Origin of the sequence: Pseudarthrobacter sp. BRE9 (assembly GCF_031844305.1) — a bacterium.
In the GTDB taxonomy this organism is placed as follows: domain Bacteria; phylum Actinomycetota; class Actinomycetes; order Actinomycetales; family Micrococcaceae; genus Arthrobacter.
Genome location: NZ_JAUZUY010000005.1, coordinates 190,301 through 211,883 on the forward strand (window position 1 = coordinate 190,301; position 21,583 = coordinate 211,883).

A 21,583-nucleotide genomic window follows, 5' to 3' on the forward strand; every position below is an offset into this window, starting at 1 on the left:
TTGCTCAAGATTGCCGCAACTTCACACCGCGGGCGGAGCCCTTTGTCATAAGGTCCTAGGGGGACGATTCGTAGTTGCGAAGTGCCACCATTGCAAACGTTAGGCACCAGCGCAGAAGCGAGTCATTAGCCCCATGACCTCCCTCATCTCCTGGCTCGACGCCTCCACCGAGGAAAACTCGAAGATGCGTGAGCTCGTCAAACTCTTCGGCACGCCGGAAACCACCGACGACCTCGGCATGGGACAGCTCCGTGATGCCATCAGCAACAGCCTCTTCCCTGGCACTTCTGTCCTGCATCTCGGCGCGCGATACATGCTGCTTGTCCCCTGGGCCTACCAAACCGCTCACCGCGGAACCAGAAACCCTGATGACCTTCGGAAGCGTTCCGAGGAATCGGAGCGGCAACTGATCGGCCGGTTCAAGGAACTAGGCGTGGAGAGCTTCATCGGCCGCGACGCCGGCAGAAACGTCCAGCAGCTTCCATCAGCGGCCTACTGGTCGGCACTCCGCCGCTACGGGATCGTCAACTCCGAAACAGATCGCTCCGCCGTCGCTCAGCTGATGTGCGCAGAGACCCCTTCCCCGGAGGAAGGCGAAAACGCCTACTACATCTGGGATCCAAGCCTGCCAAAACCGCCGGAAGGCTTTCCGCAGTCCGAAGAGAACGGACTGACGCTGTCACACGATGAAGCTCGTTGGCTCCAGGAGCGAATCCTCACCACCTGCGCGGGCACAATGCTGGCGCACGTCGTCGGCTCCGCGACCAGCCCCGAACCAAAGTCACGGGTACCCTGGATTGACCCAGCCTGCCGCAGTGCCGAGGGCGAACCGGCCCAGTGGCTTGAAGATGCTGAAGCATTCTCTTTCATTCACAACGGCGCCACTGTCCTCTATCAGCACGTTCTTGCCGAGTTATCAGGAAAGACCTTCCCCAACGAGGCAGACACCTTGGAGCCAACACAGAAACTCCTCGAGGGATGGGAAGAACGCCGCGAGAGCAAACGCGACCTCCTCGCCATGTGGGATGTCGACGATTACCTCGGCCGGGCCAAGGCCCTCAACAAAGCCATCAACAGCAGCACTGCCGATTTCGCGCGGGAAATGCGCGCAGCTGCCGTCAGCCCCAGGAAGCTGATCGACAACGCAGATTTCCGCGCCGCGGTCGAAACCCGGGAGAAGCTGATGAAGAAGTCCAACTCACGCTTCCGCAACGAACGCCGGCTCCGTGCATGGCAACCGCCAACCCAAATTGCGTCGCTGACCTTCCGCTGGACCCAAGTCCGCCGAAACGTACTGGATATCCACGCGGGGCTGGTCCGGGAAGGACAGGCAAATGCTTAATCCAGCAAACAGGCAGGCACTCACCCAACAACTGCGCCCGCCAGCCGGATTCCGGCTCGCCCATGCCGTGGGTACCACCTTCACTTTGGACATGACCAGCGCACTGTCGGTACCGCTGAGCTTCGTCGCCGGCTCGGGAGAAGAATTCACCAATCCGGTGGCAGTTCTCAGTGCCCTGCGTAAAGTCTCCGACCGAGTAGACATCTTCTGCCAAGCCGGTCACATCAAGGCACCTTCGGACGCCTCCGACCTGCTCGCCCTACTGGAACCCATGGTCCACCAGGTCAGCGTCAAGCGCGGACTGTTCCACCCCAAAGTCTGGCTCCTTGAATTCGATAACGACGGCGAGCGCCGCTACCGCTTCCTGTGCAGCAGCCGCAACCTCACCACCGACGCCAGCTGGGACCTTCTCGTCCGGCTGGACGGCCAACCAGTACGGGACGTCGCCGACGTCGGCCCGGACAGCGGGCCTCTTGCACGGTTCATCGCCGGGCTCCCCAGCCTCTGCACAGTAAAGCCCGACCCCGACCGGCTGGCCAGGGTGCGCGGCCTCGCCTCCCGCTTGGCGAACGTCCGCTGGGACCTGCCCGAGGACATCCACCGCTTGGCGTTCCGCCCGATGGGCATGGGGGAAGAATTCGAGCAGGGCTCAATCGTGGCCCACATCCGCGATCCGGAGAACTTCATTGCGCTTAACAACAAAACGGGGAACGCAGCCTTCCTGGGCCGCGAGAAACTGGTCATCTCGCCATTTTTGGACGACCGGCTGATCGGCCGGCTGCAGGACCGCTGGACGGAGAACCTCTTCGTCTACTCGCGGGGCGACCAGCTGGACCTTCTCAACGAGAAGACCGTGGCGGACACCCGGACGACCTTCCAGGCTTTTGACGAGCTCGGCATCCCCGAGTCGGCGGACTCAGGCTTGAGCGAGATTGGCGAATCAGGAATCCAGAAGGTTGCCGATGATCTGACCGGCCTACACGCGAAGGCCTACTTCTGCGACTACGACCACTTCACCTATGCACTCCTGGGTTCCGCCAACGCCACCGAGGCGGGCTTCACCAAAAACGTTGAGTTCCTGCTGGAGATGCGCGGAGCCAAGAAGCGCCTCGGCGTCCAACGGATCAGGGAAAGCATGAAGGACGTTCCCTTCGCGGTTTATGACGGCACGGGCGGCCAAGCCCGCTCGGAGGAAGACAAAGCAGCCTTCCGGCTGGAGAACGCGCTGCGGGATGCCGCAGCCCACCGGTTCCTCTTAGACGCCGTACCCGACGGCGGACCCAAGAACGCCTTTACAGTGACCGTCTCGCATGACTGGTCACCGAAGCCTGAGTTCAACGCGACGCTAAGGCTCCTCTCGCTCCCCCAGCCGAGCGCCGTCGTCGAACTTTCCTCTGGGCCGCATGGCCATTCCTTCCACTCCATACCGCTCGCAGACGTGACCCCTTACCTGGTGCTCACGCTCGAGGACCCGGAAGCTCGCCTGTCCAAGAGCACGGTGATCCAGGGCAGCCTGCGGACGGACCCCGAGGGGCGGCTGGACGAGATCGTCGCCCGCCAGCTGGACGATCCGCAGAAGCTCCGTCAGTTCCTGCTGCTGTTCCTCACGCCCGAGGATGCGCTGCCCGGCTCCGGAACCGGCACCGGATGGTTCGCGAGTTCCGGATTCGGAGACGGATCGACCGCCGGCCTCTTCGAGGCGATGGTAGGTGCAATGGCTGGCCCCGACGCGTCGTCCGTGTTTCCGGATTTGAAGGTAGTCATGGACCGGCTGCTCGCACTTCGCGGCGATGATCCGGAGATTCAACAGCTGCACGCACTGTGGACGGCAGCGACGGACGCACTAGACATGGGGGAACTTCATGGGGTTTGACGCAACGCCTGCGCTGGACGGCCTCAGGGGCTTCCAGCGCCGGACCGTGGAACACGTCTTCAAGCGCCTGTACCTGGACGACCAGCCGGCGGACCGCTTCCTTGTGGCCGACGAGACCGGCCTGGGCAAGAGCATGGTGGCCCGCGGCGTTATCGCGAAGGCCATTGAGCGGCTTGATGAGCAGGACTCCGGCGTGGACCGGATCGACGTCGTCTACGTCTGTTCCAATGCTGACCTGGCAAAGCAGAACCTTAGCCGGCTGAACGTCACAGGCCAGAAGGACATCATCGAGTCTGGACGGCTTACACTGCTGCCCACCGAGCTGGCCAAGCTCAACGCCCCGGCGGCGCCGGGGACCCGCAAGCGCGTCAACTTCATTTCGCTGACACCCGGAACGTCGTTCAACGTCAGTAAGGCTCCCGGCCAGGCCAGAGAGCGAGCCGTGCTTTTTCGGATCCTTGAACAGCTGGGCGCGATAAAGTCCGAACGCCGGCAGTACGCGGTCGAGCTGTTGAGGTCGGGCGCTGGCGTTCCCGGTTTCAATTGGGAGGTCACACGACTTGCTGAACTGCACCCCGAAGGGTTCGTCGACTCGGTGTGTGAAAGATTCAGGCAGCTCGCGACAAAGAGCGGAAACCTTGCTGCCTTCGAAACTGCGATGAGCGACGCTTTGGCCGACGGAACTGACGTTGTCCGGCAGCGAATGAGCGCAATCATCGGTGGCCTTCGGGGGGACTTGGCACAGGCGGGACTCGACTGCCTCGAGCCGGATATGATCATCCTGGACGAGTTCCAGCGCTTCCGCGACCTGCTCTACTCTCCCGGCGCAGAGCCCGAGGAGGATCCCGCGGCGGAGCTCGCGCGGCAGTTCCTGAACTACAAAGGCGCCAAGCTCATCCTGCTGTCAGCCACGCCCTACAAGGCGCACACCGGAGCGAACGAAGCCGACGGCGACGACCACGCCGCGGACTTCCGGCAGCTCCTGCGGTTCCTGAGCAGCGAGCGGGCCGGGTACATGGAAGGCCTCGAAGCCGATCTGGACGACCGGCGGACGCAGCTGCTCAAGCAGGTACCGGACGATGCGCTGACCGAACGGATCGAAGACCGGCTGAAGATGTTTATGGCCCGGACGGAGCGCCCGCAGCTGGGCAAGGACGACATGCTGTCCGTGATCGAGATGGCGCCTACGGATGTCCGCGGTACTGACCTTAAGAGCTACAAATCGCTCTCCGCGTTGTTCCGCGCTACGCGTACGGGCAATCCCATGGAGTATTGGAAGTCCGTGCCGATGTTCGCCCACTTCTTGGCGGAATACAAGGTGGGCAGGATGCTGGACGGGCGGATCCAATGCGACCGGGAGGCCGTTGACCGGGTGCTGCCGGCGCTGACCACGATCGATGCGGATGCCTACCGCGGCTATGGCGCCGTGGAAACTGACAACGCGAAGTTCAGGGCCGTGCGGGACCACACCGTTAAGCAAGGCTGGTGGAAGCTGCTGTGGATGCCGCCGTCACTCCCATACGTTGAGCCTTCCGGCGCATTCGCCGAGGTGGGACCGGCTGTCACGAAACAGTTGGTCTTCTCAGCGTGGAACGCCGCCCCGACTGCGATCACCACTCTCTTGTCGTACGAGGCCGAGCGGCAGATTCTGGAAGGGTCTGAGCGGCACGGGGAGAACACCGCCGAGGCTCGGCGAAAGTTCGCCGGGCGCCTGCGCTACAACGTCCGTGACGGCGAGCCTCAGAGCATGTCGGCCCTTGCGCTGTTCATCCCGCATGCTGCACTGGCACTTGCTGGCGACCCGTTGGAACGTGCTTCTATGAGGGGGTCCCTCGTGGACGCCGGCTCTGTACGGGAATCCACGGCAGAAGCCGGGACGACCATGGTCGGCGGCGCCGCCGTCGATCCCGCCAGCCGCCTCGGCGTATGGGCGTCCTACTTCTCGCTTCCCGGCGCCCTACCAGCGGAGTGGCAGAATGATGCCCGGCTTGCCGCGCGAGAGCTGCGCCGCCTTGACGAGTACACCCAGCATCTTGGCAAGTCCTCAGACACTGGAGGCGCAGACCAGGACTCCGGTTCAGAAGCAGGGCTGTACCTAACCCACATTGACCGGATGGTGCAGACGTCGGCCGGTAAGCCTGCCGGCTGGGACGACGGCGTTGAAGACTTGGCCGTCAACTCCCCTGCCAACTGTGTCTACCGTGCCCTGGACCGAATCCTCCCGGCCGAATTCGATGGCGCCGAACTGTGGAAGGCCGCCGTCTTTGCGGCATCTGGGCTGCGTGCGCTCTTCAACCGCCTCGACGCGTCGGAACTGCTCGACAAGCTTTACCCCGAAGGCGCCTACTGGCAGAAGGTCCTGCGATACTGCGAGGCCGGAAACCTGCAGGCGGTGCTGGACGAGTACGTCTTTCAGCTCCGCAGCCAACAGGCTCCCGGCGAGATCACCACGGAGCAACTGTGGGGGCTGGCCGATGACATCCGGCGTTCGCTGTCCCTCAAGCCGGCCCAGCTGCTCGCCAAGTATCCCGACGGGTCCCACGAGGACCTCCGGATGGGCGTCCGCTTCGCCGTCCGCTACAGCAACGCCAAGACGGACGACGGCGACAGCAACCGCATGCCCGACGTCCGGCGGGCCTTCAACAGCCCCTTTTGGCCGTTCGTTCTTGCCTCGACGTCCGTGGGCCAGGAAGGGATTGACTTCCACTGGTGGGCTCACTCCGTCATCCACTGGAACGTTCCTGGTAACCCTGTCGACTTCGAACAGCGCGAGGGACGTGTGCACCGGTACCTTGGGCACGCAGTTCGGAAGAATGTTGCTGCGGCTCATGGTGCTGCGGTGTTGAAGCCTGGGGTAGATGACCCTTGGGGAGCGTTGTTCGAGGTCGCCGCAGCCGACATCGCGGCAAGGCCTGAGACTGCCAACACTGAGTTTGCTCCTCATTGGATTCATCCTGGAGCTCACAAGATTGAGCGTCGGCTGCTGGACCACCCGCTAAGCAGGGATGTACCGCGAACCAGGCAGATGCTCGATGGGCTGGCGAAGTATCGGCTGACTCTTGGACAGGCTCGGCAGGACGATCTGCTGGGGCTGATCAAGGATGGAGCGGAGATCAAGCCCTTGAACTTGCGGCCGTAGAACGTAACAAACCGCCCAAGATTGCAGGAAACCACAATGGCGAGCGCCGTGCGTTCAGCTTGACTAGACGCTCGCATATTATTCAGCTATCGAATTGTCAGACCCCTGAGTCACAGTTGTCTCAGGAAGTCTTTTGCTACAACTGGGGGAAGTTATTAACCAGAACATGTGCGGTTACCATCCGCAGATTTCGGACCTTGTCCAGCTCGGTGCCTCGTGGGGGCGGGTCCTGCAAGTGGGCTGCACTCCTCTGGACTTAGAACTCGACGTGGAAACTCGCGTCTTGACCCGTGCCGGTGAAGATCCGCAGTTGCCCCCCGGGATCTACTGGGCCACGACTGACGGCGTCACCGATGCTCTAGTCCTCCACGGAAGTGGCGACTTGAGTACCCTGCCGGAACCGGCCCAACGGACCACGTTGGCGGAGGCATCCGAGAACGACCTCGGGCCCGCAGGGCTGAACTGGTTGGAACACTGGTGGCCGGATGGATTGGAAGTTCCAGCCCCATCATTTTCGTTGAGGGACCTAGCGGTAGCCCGTTCCACTGGACGGGATGCCACGATCATGAAGCGCAGACTCGACCGCACGGCGTGGAGCTACTACGTGAGGACCGATGGCAAGCATCAGTGGGTGTCGGAGCGCGACCTTGAGCCGATCCCAGAGCTCGCGGGTGAGGCAGATTGGGTATCCGGTGACCCCTCGCCGGCCGCCAGCTTTTCCGCAATGTTAACGCGGGCCAAACTGAACCGCGGTGTGACGGACGCTTTGTTCTCCTACGGAGTTTCCAAGACCAACATTTTGCCTTATCAGTTTAAACCCGTACTCAAATACCTCGATTCGGCTACGGAACGAATGCTGATTGCCGACGAGGTGGGCCTGGGTAAGACGATTGAGGCAGGGCTGCTTTGGACGGAAATGGCGGCCAGAGGCCAGGCCGACCGTGTCATGATTGTGTGCCCCTCCGCTCTCGTTGAAAAGTGGCGGCGCGAAATGCAGAACCGTTTCGGGTTTGAGTTGCAGAGACGCTCGTCTGCGGATCTTTCGAACATGGTTGAACAGCTGAGAAACGGAACACTTCCCGCCCGGTTTACCTATGTAGTTTCTCTTCAGACATTCCGAAGCTTTAAAGACCTGGACGAGCTGGACGGCCTAAACTTTGGTCTTGATCTGTGCATCGTAGACGAAGCTCACCAGATGCGGAATTCAATAACTGCTAGCCACAAACTCGGGCTCCTACTGCGGGATTTTTCGGCTTCGATGATCTTGCTGAGTGCTACGCCGCTTAACCTCGGGAACTCTGATCTGTTGTCACTCATGCAGCTGCTCATGCCCGGTGAAGTGGAAACGGTTCAGGATCTCGAGGCCAGGCTTGACCATCATGAGCCACTTCAGCTGCTTCGCCGAAGCGCCACAAACCCATCAGTGACAAACGCGCAAAGGCGCTTATGGCTAGGACGAATTGCAGACTCCAGCATGGGGGCGGCACTGCGGCAGCGCGCTGCGTTCAGCAAGCTCGAACAACTTCTTAAAGACGACAGTTTTGGCCCTGATCAGGTTCCAGCGCTGAGGGAGGCCTGCTCTCAACTCCACGGGCTGTCTGCGGTTATCACGCGTACTAAGAAATCTGAAGTAAACGAGTCGACAACAGTACGTCACGCCACCAACGCCCCAGTCCGTTGGACGGACGCGGAGCGTAACTTCTATGAGGCGTACTACCAATGGCTCCGCGACGTTTCGATCCAACGTCAGCTCCCTACCGGGTTCGCTCTACAGATGCCCCTTAGGCTGGCCGGGAGTTGCCTGCCGGAAACCGCCCGCAGCGTGCTTCGCGGCGCGCTGGATGAATCTGACGGTGACGGCGGCGGAAGCGCAACCAATAGGACTTCAATTCTGCAGCAGGAGACACCGCCTCATGGGGTCGTAAAGCTCGCGCTTGAGCTAGGTTCGACGGACACAAAGTTTGAAGCGCTTATCGAGGCACTGAATTCCGACGAGATGAGAGGCCGTCAAGCCCTCCTCTTCACGTTCTCGCGGGATACGCTGGCCTATCTTAGGAAGCGCCTTTCCCCCCTAATGAGGATCGCGGAACTTCACGGTGGTGTCTCCGTCGATGACAGAGAGACACTAATGCGTCAATTCCGTGCTGGAAAGTTCGACCTAGTGATCGCCACACGAGTAGCAAGTGAGGGTCTGGACTTCGAGTTCTGTTCACTCGTGATTAATTACGATCTCCCCTGGAATCCAATGGAAGTTGAGCAGCGTATCGGCCGTATCGACCGTATCGGGCAATCCTCGGAAAAGATTCTAATCCTGAACTTCTCCACACCCGAAACGATCGAAACGAAAATTCTGGAGCGTCTCTATAAACGGCTTGGAGTTTTCGAGCACTCGATTGGAGAGCTGGAGCCGATTTTGGCCGAAAGCTTCGAAGAGATCCAGGACATCGTTCTAGACTTCACATTGAGCGCGAGCGAGCAGCAGTCAAAGCTCAACAAAGCCCTGGCTGCCGTGGAGCAGAACCAGTCCGATTCACGTGAGCTGGACTCTGCCGCATCGAAGCTTCAAGCCGAGGATCAATTCGGCATAGAAGCGGTAGAGAAGCGAGTGGCTCGGGGCCGTTATCTTGGCCAGAACGAGCTGGCGACCCTGGTTGCCGATTGGGCTCGGATTAGAGGTGGCAAAGCTGACATCAATCGCGAAGCCTCGGAGCTTAGGGTCTCAATAAATGACGAGATGCTCCATCGTATGGTCACGTGGCGCCGCGACAATGGGCAAACTTCCTCTGAGATCACTCGTGTGGAGAGTGCAGCTCGGGCCAAGCGGCCCGTCGTTCTGTCTCTGAGTCCGGAAATAGCCCGACTCGAGGGCGGGTCGCTACTTAATGGTCATCACCCATTAGTCCAGATGGCCTCACACGATTATCAGGACCACCATGTTCCGCGTTTTTCGATGCTCCAGGCGGATGCTACGGACGAATGCCGACCTGGCACCTACATAGTGGCATTCGCCGCTGCCGAATGGCGGGGACTTCGCCCGACTCATGAGCTGTGGACAGCGTCGATAAACCTAGACACCGGTGAACAAATGGACGATTCGGTCGGCGGACTGTTGTTTTCGGCCTTGGCGCAAGGCCGTCTTCGTGAGGGGACAGCCCCGCTACATCCAGAAGCAGGTATTCTTTCCACCGCATCGATGGAGACGCTGAGGCAGAGACGGCACGAGATCGAATTTGATCGTCAGAAGGAAAATGAGGCACTGGTCCTCGAACGAGAAATGCGGGCGAAGCAAGTATTCAAGAATCATCGAATATCAGTCCTGAACAGGATGGCCCAAGCACCGAGCATGAGGAAGGCCTTTCAGGGGCAGCTGACACGGGGGGAGAACCGCTTCAATGACTCGATGGCACGGATCGGCACCAGTCGACAGACAAGCCTTTCGCTGCAAGAACTCGCCGTCGCCCAGTTCGAGGTGGTTTGAACGTGGATAAGAAGTCACAGGTTCTGGCCTACGAGAACGCGGTGAACAGTCGCTACATAAAAAGTGCCGAGTCAAAGTTGGAGTACCGCGCCGCTGGAGCATCGCGGTCTCGGAAGGAACAAGGACCGCTTACTGGGCGAGTATCGGTCGAAGGCCAAGAAAAAGGCACGTTTGAAGATTTCTATATCGGACCACGTCACCTGGAGGCTGAGGGTGTTTACGTAATCAGCTGGGCTGCCCCCGCCGCTGCAATGTTTTTTGGACGTGAGAAGCGCTGGAACAACCAAAAAATCAGGGCACGGCGTCGTTTTTCGAAGCGAGTAGACCGTTTGACTGATTATGCGGACGACTGGATTGTTCGCCCTGAGGGCGATCCTTTCGTTGCCGCTCGCAGCCAGCCGAAGCAACCACCCCGCTCCGCTCCGGCGGGTGGAAAATCCTGGTTATCCAAAACACGCGCAGAGAAGGCTCCGATTACGGAGGCACAACAAGTGGACCTGATTCCCGACCTGCTCCTCCCACCGCCGTCAGTCAACGGTGACCTTTTCTCGCACCTCGAAACCCCGGCTGAGTCCGCGCCCTCAACTACCGAAGATCTCCTACGAGCGACGCTGGCCGCCCCAAGGACGGGCGGGTTGGAAGCGGTCCTGTCCACTCTTCAGCCCGAGCAATACAGTCTCGTTACGACAGACCCAACTGCTTCCCTTGTTGTTCAGGGCCACGCCGGGACCGGAAAAACCATCATCGCTACGCACCGTGCAGCCTGGCTAGTTGACCCTAACAGGGGGCAGCCCCTCAAGGACGTACTATTGGTGGGCCCGACCGAGGCGTGGGAAGAACACATTTCTCTGGCGGTAGCGGACCTGCACGATGACGCAGGACTGGTGCGTATCACCTCAATCCAGCGGGTACTTGTGGACGTGCTGGCAATAGATGAAAAACAAATCCTTGGCCGACGAATGGAAGATACCGCCGCGCCACCGAAAGGCTCGGAGCGAATCATTGCGGATTTAGTCGCCTTGTACAAATCGACTCGGAGAACTGGCAGTTTGCGTGCTGCCTACGAAGCAATCCTGATCCTTGAAACGGCCAAGGCGTCTGCTCGGTCGCGGGATTTTTACTCATGGAGAAGCACACTCCCCCGCACCTACGAGACAGCACGTTCCCGACCATCCCTTTGGCCCCTCCTCGCATACGTCCAAGTGCTGATCAATCCGCCACAGCGACACTCGCACATTATCGTTGATGAAGCTCAAGATCTGTCACTGCTTGAATGGCAGACGCTGATGCACCTAAATTCCGGTACGTGGAGCCTGGTCGGAGATATGAACCAAAGGCACTCTCCTCGGACGTTCAAAAAGTGGAGCGAACTGTATAGGGATCTTCCGAGTAGTCGTTGGGCGGAGCACACAATTAACAGCGGTTTCCGCACAACCCAGACCATTTCCGACTTCGCTGCATCCCTATTGCCGATCACCCAACGCCGCCGCGGCGCGTCGCCTCTTGGCGAGGGCAGGCCGCCCTTGGTCATCAGCGTGGCGGAGCGCCGCCGGACGATGGAGTCCCTGACAATCGACGAATGCCTTCGCCTTTCAGCGGGTCACCCGGAAGGAACAGTAGCGGTCATCACGCCCAACCTTGAAGGGGTGGCTGCAGCGGCCCGACTGGCAGGCTGGAAAGCCGATGGACGGCACGCTTACGTGATGGGGGAACGGCAGCGCTTTCAACTTCTCTCGCCAGAGGAGGCTCGCGGGCTCGAATTCGACGCCGTCGTCGTCATGGAGCCAGCGAATTTCCGTGCCAGTTCCGGGACTAACGGTCGGCTTTATACCTCACTTACACGTGCCAACTTGGAGCTCGTCGTTGTGCACGACAAGCCACTCCCCGCGGCACTGGCGCGTGCGGCCAAAAAGCTGCAGGCTAAGTAACTTGTCTGAGGTGGCTGCAGCGGCAGTACGCATGCCTACTAACAGTCAGCTAAGTGTCGTCCGTTCAAATAAGCGAAAGTTTGAGCTGAGTCTTCGGCGCCGCTTCGAACGAAATTGCGTCCAGCTTGCAGGATTTTTCGAGGTCTCCTTGGAGTCGGTACAGGCCCGTCCCTCTGGAAGATCCGAATCCGTACAGCCTGTAGAGATGGTAATGCTCCGGGGAGGCACTGGAGACGCGAACCTCGCCTCGAGTGACAAAGAATGGAACATCGATCGCATACTTAGTGGTCTTGACCTCAATCCACTTTTCTCTGCCCTCAGGATCAAAGGAAAGTACGTCATATCCAAGGCCATCCCCATGTGTCTGAGCCACGTGCTCAACACGGTCGGCTAACTTCGTTCGACCGACCCTATGAAGAAACGTCTGCTCGTGCCTAACCACGGCCAGCTCGCCGGCAAGGCCCAGCGCTCGATTGGCTGCTTCCAGTGCCAGGTAGTCGCGTTTGAAGGGACGCGACATCCCCTGACCGTGCAGAAGGTCGGTGATCATCTCTGCTGGCACATCGGCCTCGCGTACGATGTCAACCGGCCCCACCGGAGCGTTGTCCAAGATCCCAGTTTCAATGATCGCGTCGAGTGATTGGCGGCGGGTCAATTCCGCAAGAACCGATTCCACCAAGCTTCGCTGATAGTTCGGCAGGGGTGACAATCCACGCAGATGCGGGTAGCCGAGCCCGACCAACACCGCACTGATATTGCTCATTTTCCGTTCTATTGAATTAACGTTTCTCGCCGGAAAACGGGTTGACAGCTCTCTATAGATAGCGGCTTTGACGAAGTGCTGTCCCTGAACGTCCATCACCAGCATGTCAAAATACTTGCTGACAGTTGCCCTTACTTCGTTCTCAGTCCACGGTTTTCCCGTCTCCCCCATGACCATGCCGCCAGGATATAGCACCATTCTTCCTGCAGTGGCGATCTCCGCTACGTAATCCGAGACAGCAACGGCTCCACGGTTTCACTTCGTCAGCATTTTTCCCTGTGATGGTGAGCCCGAGCTCCGCCTGCCCAAAACGCAGTCACGAAGGTTCGTTTCACTGGGCGAGCGCTGCGGCTGTCGCATACACATCCGCTGGCATGGGCCGGTGCAGCTTCCATGTGATGGCAATTGGCTTTTCACCGGAGTGTTGTACATAGTCCACCTGCCCCAGGCACGTGTAGGGCACTGTCAGCCCGGTCTCGTCGTCGGCTGTGTCCCTGGTGAAGATCAGGACCCGCGAACCGTACGAGGCCCGGTCCAAATAGCGACGGCCCGTCGGGCTTGTCGATGACGTGGCGTTCTGCGACTCCCAGTGGAACAGCTCGGGGCTAATGGCGTAGTCCTTGTACATCGTGGTTGCCGAGTGCTTCTTGTCGTCCTTGTTCAGCGTGACAAAGAATGCGTCCGTGGAGGTCGCCGGGCACCACGCAACGCCCTCCCGGTGCTGGACGTTTTTGCCCTGCTCGAGGGAGCCGTACTGCAGCGCCGCCAGAACCTCTTCCCTCCGGTAGGTGGCATGCGACAGCAGCGGGATGTGCTGCAGCCCTGCACCAAGGCTTTTGGCTGCGTGTTTGGACGCCGCTACTCCCAGCTTCACCACCTGGCGGATCTCGCGGCACACAAACTGATAGCCGCGCAGATGGTCCAGCCCGTCGTCGTACGTTCTGAACCCGCCGCCGTCGTCCCACAGTGTGTAGAAAAGCATTCGCGCAAAAGCCTGCTCGCGCATGCCAAGGTCCGCGTAGCGGGGCGCCTCGGTAGCGACCATCATCGAATAGGCCGCGGCCCGTTCCGGATCGTCCACGTGAATCAGCGCAGCCATGCGGCCCAGCAGCTTCTTCTCCTCCGCGTCCGACAGCTCCTCGATCTTCCCGCGAAGCACGGTCTCCAGGGGCGAGAACCCTTCGATCAGCCCTGCCTGGCGGAGGTAACCGGTCCATGAGTCCCTGGTGGAACGGTAGATAGTCTTCACGTCGTTCCCCGACCGCTCCAGATAGGCCTCGAGCTCGGTCTCGGCGTACGAGGCGATGTCCCGGACCAGCTGCGCCCGGTTGAACCGGAGCTGTGCCTTGACGTTGTCCAGGACCACCTTCTGCGCCACCCTGTCCAGCACGATCTGGGAGCCGGACGGCAGGTACGGGAACTCGTCCTCGACGGCCTTCTCCAGCTCCTTGCGCCCGTAGCCGGTCAGCGCCCGGTAGCGCAGGTCAAAGCGGAACTCACGGCGCTGCTGGCCGATGAAGTCCAGGACGGTCAGCACCGCTTTGCCCTCGGCACGGCGCAGCCCGCGTCCCAGCTGCTGCAGGAAGACCGTGGCGCTCTGCGTGGGTCGGAGCAGCAGGATGGTGTCCACCTGCGGCAGGTCCAGGCCTTCGTTGAAAAGGTCGACGGCGAAGATGCAGTTGATCTCCCGCTTCCCCAGGCGCCTGAGGGCTTCCTCGCGGTCAGCATTGTCAGTGGTGCCGTCGACTGCGACGGACGCAATGCCGGCTCGGTTGAACACCTCGGCCATGTAGTGGGCGTGCTGCACAGAGACACAGAAGCCGATGGCTCGCATCTGGTCCGTGCTGGTGACCTTGTCTCTGAGCTCGCGGATAACCTTGGCGGCGCGGGCGTCGTTCCCGGTGTAGAGGGCGCTCAGCTGGCTGATGTCATAGTTGCCGCGTTTCCATTCCAACTGGCTGAGGTCGACGTCGTCCGAGACGCCGAAGTAGTGGAAGGGCACCAGCAGGTCGGCGTCGAGGGCGTCCCAGAGCCTAAGTTCACTGGCTGTCCGGCCATCGAAGAACTGCTTGGCGACATCGACGCCGTCGCCGCGTTCCGGAGTAGCTGTGAGTCCGAGGAGCTGCTGCGGTTGGAGGTGGTCGAGCAGACGGCGGTAGGTGGGCGCCATCGCGTGGTGGAATTCATCGATGACAACGACATCGAAGAAGTCCGGCTCCAGCTGCTCGATACCGAGGGAAGAGAGCGACTGGACCGAAGCGAAGATGTGCTTCCACTCTTGCGGCTTGTGCTCCCCCACGTAGAGCTCACCGAAGACGCCGTCCTGCATAACGTCGCGGTAAGTGCGCATCGCTTGTTTCAGGATCTCCTGCCGGTGTGCGACGAAGAGTAGCTTCAGGTCGCGGCCGGCGGCATCCGACAGCCGCTTGTAGTCGAGCGCTGCGATAACGGTTTTGCCGGTGCCGGTTGCTGCGACCAGGAGGTTGTGGTTGAAGCCCTTAAGGCGCTCCGCTTCCAGGTCCTCCAGCATCTCCTCCTGGTGGAGGAACGGCTGAACCTCAAGCCCGGTGGCAGCATCTGGCGCCGCGATACGCCGGCCGCCGTTGCGTTCCAGCGCTGCGTCCAGCTTTTCGCCGTCGCGCTCCGGGTCGTAGCTCTGGAAGGCCCGCTGCTCCCAGTAGCTGTCGAAGGTAACCTCGAACTTCTGCAGGAGGGCTGGCGTTGCCACAGAGCTGAGGCGGACGTTCCATTCCAACCCGTCCAGGAGAGCAGCCTGACTTAGGTTGGAGCTGCCCACATAGGCGGTATCAAAACCGGTGTTGCGGCGGAACAGCCAGGCTTTGGCGTGCAGCCTTGTCGCCTGGGTTTCGTAACTGATCTTGACTTCGGCCCCATACCTGTTGACGAGCTCGTCAATGGCGCGGCGCTCTGTGGCGCCCATATAGGTGGTGGTGATGACACGCAGCTTTGCTCCGCGTTCTTTCAGTTGTTCAAGGGCCGGCTCCAAGAGCCTCAGACCAGTCCAGCGCACGAAGGCGCAGAGTAGGTCGACGGTATTGGCGGACTCCATCTCGGCCCGGAGTTCTGCTGCAAGATTCGGATCGTCCTTGCTGTTGGTGAGAAGCGCGGAGTCGCTGAGCCTGGTGGTGGGCCGACGAAGCTGCCGTCGCTTGAGTGAGTCCGGGCGATGAAGTGACTGGAGCTGAACGGGCCCTGAAGCGATGCGGTCACGAATGTTCAGCTCTCGGAGGAGGCGATTCGCCAGATCTACCCTGTCGCCTGGTTTAGCTGCAGCTAGAGCCTGCCGGATAGCGTGGGCGACGTAGCGCGTGAGAACGTCCGAAGCGTCATCGTCTTCTATAAGCGCGAAGGTGGGCAGTAACTCCGATTCGTTGTTTAGGACGTTTCCGAGTGCTTCCGTTCTGAGAAGCTCATACAACCCTTCGGGCAACTGCTCTGTCGCCCGTCCCCCAATGAAGTTAGTCACTACGCCAGGGTATTGTCCGGCCTCTGGACTACCAAACACCAGTGTCCGCGTCCATCCCAGCATAGTCTTCGGTCTGAACCTTCTAGCCCAAATAGATTGAGTCGTGCGATGCCTCAAAAACACCAGGCTTCTTACGCCATACGACCATAACCTCAAACGAATGCAACAAATCGACCAAATCGTCTGCGGGTCGGGATGGCAGCAGCAGCGCCAATGCTTCGCAGTTATCGATGAACCTCGAGTAGTCCAGGATCTGGCCTAAACCCAATCTGACGTCGGGCCGGCTTGCGGAAGCCTTGGCTTCATAGAGCGTGCGAGTTTCCTCATCATATATGTCCGTAAGTAGCCGCTCCCCAGTGCCGTCTGGAAAGATTTCCCACCTGCTAAACGTTCGGCCTTTTCCCACTTGGAACTCAACGAAATCGTCGATCAGGCTCTGTTCAACCTTTGTCGCCGTCAGGGCATCGACAGCGGCGCGCCGGTATTCGGGTGCCATGCTTATCTCGAGTGGCACTTGCCTTGCGCGCGCCACCTTCATGCTCCAGGATGCGTCAGGTAGGGCGTCTTCCCCATCCTTTGGAACGAGCCTAAAACCAAGTCTTGTCAACGCCTTTCGGGTCTGTCCCCCGCCACTGAAAGATGAGGTCGGAAGCGGACCTCGTTCAGGGAACTGGATACCGTAAGCGAAGGACAGTAGAGGCTTCGAGTCGAAGGCAACTCCATCCACGATCGCCACATACTTCGTTGACTCTGTGTATCCGTAGCGTTCTCGAAAACCGCGCCTCCCAAGCCGGCGGATCTCCGCTGCCGCCTTGCGAACGGCATCGGCACTGGTTAGGTCGCTAAGCGTCATTCGTCTGGTTTCCTTGCGGGCTAAATGAGTTCATGAAAAGACTCTGTCTACAAACTCGTACAATAAGCGAGTCAGGCGCTCCATACGAAGGATGACGGCGATAAGCAGAGGTAGCAGTCATGGTTGAATCACACCTTTTCGTGACAATGGGAAACATTCTGCACCTTCGCTGCGATGCTTGGTTGGCTCCAACGGATGAAGAGCTGAACATCGAACCTGGTTGGACTGCCGCTTTGGCGGGACTGTCAGATGCGGTCAATCTGAGCGCGGATCCGTCATTTAGGCAGGGGAAGAGCTTTGCGGCAGCCGCCCTAAACTGGCCGGAGACTGACCCACTTCCTGTGTTCACTTCCGTTCCTGTCAAAGGTGTTCAATCGGCCGACGACCTGCGTCCGAGAATCGCAGCCTTCCTCCGGGAGGCCGCACGCGCAGTATCCGCAATGCCGCTGCGGAGAACAGCGGATACCAGAAGAGTGCCCCTAATAGCCCTTCCGTTCTTCGGAACGGCGGCGGGCGGTGGTGATCTGCAGCGAGGCGAAATCATGCGCGCTATTCTCGGCGCAATCGTCCGCGAGTTGCCGACCTTGGGTTGCGACGTCGTTCTGGTCCTTCGGGACGAGGCGGCGTTTGCCCTAGCGCAGGATATCCGCAGAACCAATGTGGCGAACTATTGGTCACAACTATCAGAGGAACACCTTGACCAGGCTAAATCGCTTGCCAAACAAGCGAAGAAGGGGCGACTAGTCCCGTTCCTGGGAGCCGGGGTCAGCGTCACGGCAGGTGCACCCTCATGGGATGGACTACTCGACAGCCTGGCCGAAAGCGTGGGACTAGATCCAAGAATGGCTGAGCAGTTTCGCAAGCTAAACCCCCTTGACCAAGCCAATATCTTGCAAGCACTATTCGAATCATCGCCCACAAACGCTGAAGACCCCACGGAATCTTTTGGCTCCCTCGTATCGACTTTCGTTCGGGTCGAAAGATACGGGCTGGCGCCTACCTTGCTGGCGAATCTTCCATCCGATGGGGCGATCACGCTCAATTACGATTCACTTTTTGAGCGAGCCAGTGCAGATTCCGGACGAAGCCGATCGGTCATCCCGCACGATCCTACGAATGCCTACGACGACACCGGCTCGCGCTGGCTCCTAAAGCTGCATGGTTCCGTTTCACAGCCGGACTCCATCGTCCTCACGCGCGACGACTACCTTGGTTTCAATGCGAACCGAGAAGCCTTATCGGCGCTCGTAAAAGCGCATCTAATGACCCACCACTTGCTATTCGTAGGGTTCGGGTTGAAGGATGACCACTTTCATGAAATCGTTCATGACGTCCGCAGAGCAATGCCGAACGATCGTGACCGGCCAGCGAGCCTCGGTACTGTACTCACTTTAAACACAGATCCTCTTCAAGAGCTTGCTTGGAAAGATAAACTCAGTTTTATTTCCATGGAACATCCGAAGCTCGAAGATTCCGCCCGTACTCTTGAAATCTTCCTAGACGCCTTGACGTGTTTCTCCACCGCAAGTCATTTCTACTTTTTGGCACCCAAGTATGAAGGCGGCCTCAATGGGAAGGAAAGACAGCTAAGAAGAGAAATCCTCAAACTGAAGACCCTGCCAGCAGCCGTCGGGGACAGCAGCGTTGTCGCTGTAATCGACGAAATGCTTAGGACTTTAGGCTGGTCAAAGGATGACTCTTATGATGGGGAGCTTTGACCCTTAGCCTGGACGTGCGTCTGTTGCCGGTGGTCGCAAAGTCACACTCCTGAAAGCTATTCGATCCTCACCCACAACCGCGACGGCCTCCCCCGCGTCCCGTCGGACATCTGCCCGGTGCACCAGCTTCGGTTCCATAAACCGCCGGAACGTGTTGCGCTCGAGGATCCGGCGCCTCCGCATAGCCCCGCAGCCACTCCACCCTTCGCCACAATGTCCGCATGCTGAACGGCAGCCCGGCGGTAAGTTCCGGGTTCCCCGTCCGCGGAAGCCAGCCGGGACGCCGTCGATCGTCAACGCTTCCTCCCAGCGACGGGCACCACGTCCACGTGCGCCACCGACAGGACCCAGCCGCGGTCATCGCGGCCCGGCTCGTCGAACACCTGCAGCTGCCGCGGCACCCGGCCGGATCCTCGTCTTCTCCCGCAGACTAACCTACGCATTCGCGCCCGCTTATTGTTCGCGTTCCGGCCGTTGACGGGTACCTCAAGGTGAGCTGGGAGGGCCAGATCGTCCAGGCGCGCTGGCGTGTTTCGAGCCCCATTCAGGAACTCTCGGGCTGGGACGAACGATAATGAGTTCGATTGGGTCGCCTGATAGCAGCGCCTGGCCGTCAGTGGACAGCACCACAGTCGCCGACGAGGACTGACATGCATTGCCAGCGAATGGAGCAGCTGATTCTCAAGGGGCTTGACGGCGGCTGATCCTCCTCAGGTGCTCTGCGTGCATCACCGAAAGGTCAATAAGTTGTTGCACCGTAAGGCTCTGAACCTTCTTGGACCTGTAGACGAAGTTGGGATCAAAGTGGCCAAAAGGGCCCTCCGGCTTTGAAGTGGCGGACACCGCCACGTTTGCGGTGCCGAGGACGTGGTCCACGTGTTCAAACGAGAAGAATTCGGGGTAACGGCGCGCGAACTCTGCACGTTTCAATTTTGCCGCTGACCCTACGCCCGCCAGATGGTCGAGTATCAGGGCAAGGCTAAGCACACCGCCCTGATACTGCCACCCGGCCCGAACAGCTTCACCATCGACGGCAGCGTCCATGAACCATGACACCCTTGGGAGCGAATGGCTCAGACCCGCTTCCACACCATCCGCGGGGACATCCCGCCTTTTCAGCTCATGCCGCAGCACAGCCCCGGTATGAGCCGCTCGCGCCTTCCCTAAACCGGTCATGGCCTGCTTTGGCAATCCCGGAGGGATCGCGGAGGGTGGCAGGAAGGCCTTTTCATCCGGTCCCGCCACCGCTGCCTGCGCCATCATGGCAGCCAAGCCGCGAAGAACTGTGCAGTATCGAAGGACGGTCTCCACCTCGTAGCTGGGGTCCAGCCCGTCAAAGGCGAGCTCAAGTGACTCTGCCAAGCGTTCAAAGCTCAGATGCCGCCATGCAATGACATGCCCGTCTTTGGTCTGCTCTGCAGTGACGTATCCCCGCTCCAGAAAATGATGTCGCGTCGGGCTGAGCAGCACTGTGCCGCCAACCGGTACCTTCCATTTGGCCAGCTTGGCAGCGTAGCGGTCCAGCTGTCCGGGCGACGGCACAGCAAAGACCTTGTTTTCGATGACCAGAGCAGGACGGTCAGTCCAGTGCATGACGAGGTCAAGGTTTTCACGCTCACGCTCCACGAACCTCATACCTGAACCTCCGGCACTACCGTTGCTAAGTGGTCCGAAAACATCGTCTGCCTGCGCGGGAAACGCGTCGAAGATCCAGGCAATCATGTTGCTGTGGAACAGCTCGCTGTTGCCGAACATGATCCTTCCTAGCGCCTCTTCCTGGACAGCAACCGAAACGTCCAGAACTGACTGTTCCTCTGCTTGGGGGACCCCATCCAGATACAGCCGGACGGGATTCGCAGCTCCCTTCGGCGGAGCCAGGTGTCGGACGGAAAGCCCCAGCCATGACCTGGTTTCCTCGGTCTCATGCCCTTGGAAATACCAGCGGTTCTTTCCGCCTTTCTCCGTCCGGGGCGCCTCCGGTTCTTCCGATTCACCCCAGCGGTCAATCTCGAATGCCGAACGAACCACGCCGTCGGCGATTCCCAGCGCTATTTCAGACTTCGCCCGGCTGACGGCGCCGATCTTCCAATTACCCCGCGTCGCGTCGTAAAGCCGTTGACTCGACACTCCCTCGGCAAAGGTTTTGCTGATCACAAACATCACCACCGGGCGGCCTATCGCCGGCAGTGGATATTGCTCCAAATCGTGCTCACTGGCCTCTTTCATGACTTCCCCTATCAGTTACTGCGTTCGCGCAGGTGCATCTCATTCAGACCATACGTTTCATTGTGATGAGCGCCCAGACATCATGAGGCCCGGATACCCCATCGTGGTCAACCTCGCACCCACAACCGCGACGGCCTGCCCCGCGTCCCGTCGGACATCTGCCCGGTGCCGGCCAGCTTCGGTTCCATGAACCGCCGGAACGTGTCGCGCATCAGCGGCGCGCCAGCCACCACCTCGTGCAGCTCGCGCAGGTCCTTCAGAGTGAATGGCTCGTCCAGAAGCGCCCCAGGATCCGGCGCCTGGGCATAGGCAGCACGCAGCCACTCCACCCCCTTCGCGACAATATCGGCATGCCCGTAGGGAAGCCCGGCGATCACCTCGGGCTCCCCGGTCACCGAAGCCAGCCGAACGCCTTCGGACTTCAACGCCTCCGCCAACGCCGCCAGCGGAACCACATCCACGTGCGCCACTGACAGCACCCAGCCACGGTCATCACGCCCCGGCTCGTCGAACACCTGCAGCTGCCGCGGCACCCGCCCGGATATCCCGGCCTTCTCCCGCAGGCACCGCAGCACCGCATCCGCCAAGGTTTCGCGTTCGCGCAGGAACGTTCCCGGCAGGGCCCACTTTCCATGCTGGTGGTCCTCAGCGCGCTGCACCAGCAGCACGCACACGCTCCCCTCCGCAACGGTCAGAACCGCCGTATCCACCGCCACCGAGGGCCTCGGGTAATCGAGCAAGGACCGGGCGGGGCTGTGCTTGGATTCCTTCACACC

The 21,583-nt window shown here is 60.1% G+C and carries 11 protein-coding genes; 6 read left to right on the forward strand and 5 right to left on the reverse strand.

Features of this window, described 5'->3' with window-relative positions:
* Nucleotides 1-133 precede the first annotated feature (133 nt).
* From Q9R31_RS11930 to Q9R31_RS11950, 5 genes are all read left to right on the forward strand, one after another.
* A complete protein-coding gene (locus Q9R31_RS11930) occupies nt 134-1,342 on the forward strand; it encodes a DUF6361 family protein (RefSeq protein ID WP_311262940.1) in 1,209 nt (402 codons plus the stop codon).
* Nucleotides 1,335-3,215 (forward strand): phospholipase D family protein, encoded by a 1,881-nt coding sequence (locus tag Q9R31_RS11935; RefSeq protein ID WP_311262941.1) that lies wholly within the window; start codon nt 1,335-1,337, stop codon nt 3,213-3,215. The genes Q9R31_RS11930 and Q9R31_RS11935 overlap by 8 nt, the downstream gene beginning before the upstream one ends.
* Nucleotides 3,205-6,354: a DEAD/DEAH box helicase gene (locus Q9R31_RS11940; RefSeq protein WP_311262942.1), complete on the forward strand. Its 3,150-nt coding sequence runs from the start codon at nt 3,205-3,207 to the stop codon at nt 6,352-6,354. Before Q9R31_RS11935 ends, Q9R31_RS11940 begins: the two co-directional genes overlap by 11 nt.
* A 565-nt stretch (nt 6,355-6,919) precedes the next feature.
* Nucleotides 6,920-9,832: a helicase-related protein gene (locus Q9R31_RS11945; protein WP_311262943.1), complete on the forward strand. Its 2,913-nt coding sequence runs from the start codon at nt 6,920-6,922 to the stop codon at nt 9,830-9,832.
* A gap of 2 nt (nt 9,833-9,834) precedes the next feature.
* On the forward strand, nt 9,835-11,760 hold the full coding sequence (locus Q9R31_RS11950; protein ID WP_311262944.1) for an AAA family ATPase: 1,926 nt from the start codon (nt 9,835-9,837) through the stop codon (nt 11,758-11,760).
* A 64-nt stretch (nt 11,761-11,824) separates the two neighbouring features.
* Here the strand turns inward: Q9R31_RS11950 and Q9R31_RS11955 are convergent, their stop codons facing one another.
* The 3 genes from Q9R31_RS11955 to Q9R31_RS11965 all read right to left on the reverse strand — a co-directional run bounded on the left by Q9R31_RS11955 (nt 11,825) and on the right by Q9R31_RS11965 (nt 16,863).
* Nucleotides 11,825-12,700 (reverse strand): DUF3883 domain-containing protein, encoded by an 876-nt coding sequence (locus Q9R31_RS11955; RefSeq protein ID WP_311262945.1) that lies wholly within the window; start codon nt 12,698-12,700, stop codon nt 11,825-11,827.
* A 154-nt stretch (nt 12,701-12,854) separates the two neighbouring features.
* Nucleotides 12,855-15,974, reverse strand: a complete 3,120-nt coding sequence (locus tag Q9R31_RS11960) for a DUF3427 domain-containing protein (RefSeq protein ID WP_397428241.1) — start codon at nt 15,972-15,974, stop codon at nt 12,855-12,857.
* A gap of 118 nt (nt 15,975-16,092) precedes the next feature.
* Complete coding sequence (locus Q9R31_RS11965; protein ID WP_311262947.1) at nt 16,093-16,863, reverse strand: hypothetical protein; 771 nt, start codon at nt 16,861-16,863, stop codon at nt 16,093-16,095.
* 119 nt (nt 16,864-16,982) lie between these two features.
* Here Q9R31_RS11965 and Q9R31_RS11970 point away from each other — a divergent pair, with 119 nt between their 5' ends.
* Complete coding sequence (locus tag Q9R31_RS11970) at nt 16,983-18,581, forward strand: SIR2 family protein (RefSeq protein WP_311262948.1); 1,599 nt, start codon at nt 16,983-16,985, stop codon at nt 18,579-18,581.
* Nucleotides 18,582-19,262: 681 nt separating this feature from the next.
* On the opposite strand, the gene Q9R31_RS11975 is transcribed toward Q9R31_RS11970, so the two are convergent.
* Nucleotides 19,263-20,807, reverse strand: a complete 1,545-nt coding sequence (locus Q9R31_RS11975) for a hypothetical protein (RefSeq protein WP_311262949.1) — start codon at nt 20,805-20,807, stop codon at nt 19,263-19,265.
* 107 nt (nt 20,808-20,914) lie between these two features.
* The gene (locus Q9R31_RS11980) at nt 20,915-21,580 is read right to left on the reverse strand and encodes an NUDIX hydrolase (RefSeq protein WP_311262950.1); all 666 of its coding nucleotides are present in this window, start codon (nt 21,578-21,580) and stop codon (nt 20,915-20,917) included.
* Nucleotides 21,581-21,583 lie beyond the last annotated feature (3 nt).